The following is a 2586-nucleotide window of genomic DNA, read 5'->3' as shown; positions in this document are numbered from 1 at the left end:
GCAAGCTGCCCATCAGGAGTGTAGTGGTAGTGCTGTTGCCAGAGGGGAGAGGGCGAGGTCTGTGTGCTGATATCATAACCGTGATAGCGTTGATGGGTGAACGTGTAATACTGGTAGCGGTTAAGTAATCCCCCCCCTCATTTCCAGCTTGAAATAATAATTAGCTAAAAAGTTACTTTTATCAATTAACTTCATTGATTTTTTCTATCCATTAGTTTATTTGTAATTCTTAATAGCTTCCCTATAACCATCTTGAGTAGAAAAATATTTCATATAAAAATCAAAATCCCATATTGGTGATTCAATATTATTAAAAATACTAATATCTAGAGGTTTATTTTTCATTTTTACTTCTAATTCCTTATTATAATTTATTTTTTTTATACCATCATACCCACCAACCTGATCATCACATCCTATCATTAATGGAAGGATTTTATCTTCCTCCAATTCTAAAAAAACTTTACCTCTAAAAATTGCACTTCCATATATATTTGAATCTAAGTGTTCAGTATCATAACCACCAAAGTCAATATAACGATCTTTAACATTAAATTTTAAGCCTGATGAATGATAATGATCTTGTTTTTTATGGATAATTCGAAGGTCGTAACAGCATATATTTTCTATAGTTAGCAAAGCTTTCTGCGCTAATATGATTAAATCATCATCAATATTGATGATGCTTTCTGGGTTGATTGATAATATCTGAGCTCGCCATATTTTATCATACATATTTACAGATACATTTTCTAAATACATTTGACATGTTGATGTTCTTTTTTCAATTTCAGGTAAAGATGAGTAACTATTTATTCCACTTAAACCATCAAAATCAATACAATATTGATAACTATCGGTTATATCTATTTTATATTTCATCGTATCACCTATCATTTTTTAAAAATATATTCATCTATAGTTTTACTTTTAATTGGTTCTCCACTTGATTGAGCATAACCAGCACTAGAAATTTGTCGTTTATTCACTAATTGCAAACCTTTCTCTTTAGCTATGATTTCTAAATTTTTCATGTATTTGTTGGTCTGATTTCCACGAATTATTATTGTACCTCCGTTATTTAAAACTCGAAGCACTTCATCATTCAAAGGATAATATCCAAACGGGTTATCCATAATAATTTTATTTTGCGAACCCGTTGCAATATTTGACAAATCATTAGCATTGCCGGGATAAACACCTTCCGCCATTGGATAATCAGGATGAGATATATTGTAAGCTCCCTCAATGGGCTTATTTCCTGCACCAATATTTAGTGTTCCTCCTTGTTCTGGAAAAAGGATATTCGATTATACAAGATTGTTAGGTTATGAATATCATCAAAATGGTATTAAGTCATTGGTTAAATCAAGTTATTTCAGGTCAAATAGTGAATTAAATTAATGCAGTATCAATACAACTATCGTTAATCAAACTTGTATAAATTACTCGCATACTACATTAAAACTAGACGCTTATATCTTTACGATAAAATATCTATTCCATCATCTAAAATCTTAACGCTAACTTGTTTTAAGTTTCTATTATTAGTTAAAAACCAAATATCATCTCCATCAATTGATACAGCATTACAATCAAAAAGACTTGCATCAAATAAAATAGGGACATTCAATGCACAAGATAATTCTTGTGCGATATAATACCCATTAATAATATTATTTAAATTAGTTGGCCAATAAATAGATATTTCTGTTTTAAAACCCTGAGTAAATTCTATATACGATATATGTAAAACATTATCTTTGTTGGGGAAGTTGAATGAATCTATTTTTAATCCAGTTATGAACTCTAACTTAGAAATAATTTCTTGTTCTGATTTTTGATCACGTAAATAAAGATTAATAAAAGGTGAATAATTCATTTTCTATCCTTCATTAAATTTAAAAGTATTTTAACTCTTTCTATTTTCTCGGAACTAAGTTTTTTATTTTTTTCTAAATGACCTAGTGTAATTAATGCGTTATCCTTTCCTCTTTTTCTTGCTTGAACTAATATGTTATATTCTAGTGATGAAATATTTACAACTCCAGGTCCAGAAACTGGGTGAACTGAATTATTATGTATACCCCATACCCTGCCTGATGATGTTGTAAATAATTCACCATCTCTAATAGCAACTCCAGATTTAATTTCGGCAAGATCAGCTAACGCTTCAGTTCTTGTTCCTGTGAAAATAGAATTACCGGTGGCTTTGGGTATACTAACCCTATCTAGCAAGTGCCTATCTGAAAGCTCCAAATGTTCAAACCCACTATTTTCAACCTTAACCAACCCTAACGGATCAATCCAATTTATCGGATCGCTACCGGCATATTGGTAACTATTTAGTCCGCCTAGTATACCAAGCGGATCTTGGGTAATATACCTGCCTGTAAATGGGTCGTAATAACGGTTTAGATTGTAGTGTAATCCCGTCTCCTCATCATAATATTGCCCTTGGAACCTTAACGGGTTATCCGGCAGGGCTTGGAAATCGTCTTGATGGTAGGTTTCGTTTATTATCTGCCCATAAGCATTATACTGGCATTCATAGAGGGTGTCACCCATGTTGCTGGTTAGGGCAAT

The 2586-nt window shown here is 31.8% G+C and carries 4 protein-coding genes; all 4 read right to left on the bottom strand.

Features of this window, described 5'->3' with window-relative positions; genetic code table 11:
- Positions 1–216 precede the first annotated feature (216 nt).
- The gene (locus GA0061080_RS10570; protein ID WP_091125318.1) at positions 217–882 is read right to left on the bottom strand and encodes a hypothetical protein; all 666 of its coding nucleotides are present in this window, start codon (positions 880–882) and stop codon (positions 217–219) included.
- An 11-nt stretch (positions 883–893) separates the two neighbouring features.
- Positions 894–1211: a hypothetical protein gene (locus GA0061080_RS10565; RefSeq protein ID WP_091125316.1), complete on the bottom strand. Its 318-nt coding sequence runs from the start codon at positions 1209–1211 to the stop codon at positions 894–896.
- Positions 1212–1483: 272 nt separating this feature from the next.
- Positions 1484–1882 carry a hypothetical protein gene (locus tag GA0061080_RS10560; RefSeq protein WP_091125314.1) on the bottom strand — a complete coding sequence of 133 codons (399 nt, stop codon included), beginning with the start codon at positions 1880–1882 and terminating at the stop codon, positions 1484–1486.
- Positions 1879–2586 (bottom strand): RHS repeat-associated core domain-containing protein (locus GA0061080_RS10555; RefSeq protein WP_141683141.1); only part of this gene is annotated, 708 nt, incomplete at its 5' end. The genes GA0061080_RS10555 and GA0061080_RS10560, both read right to left, overlap by 4 nt.

Origin of the sequence: Gilliamella intestini (genome assembly GCF_900094935.1) — a bacterium.
Lineage (GTDB): Bacteria > Pseudomonadota > Gammaproteobacteria > Enterobacterales > Orbaceae > Gilliamella > Gilliamella intestini.
This window is presented reverse-complemented; position numbering and strand designations above follow the sequence as displayed.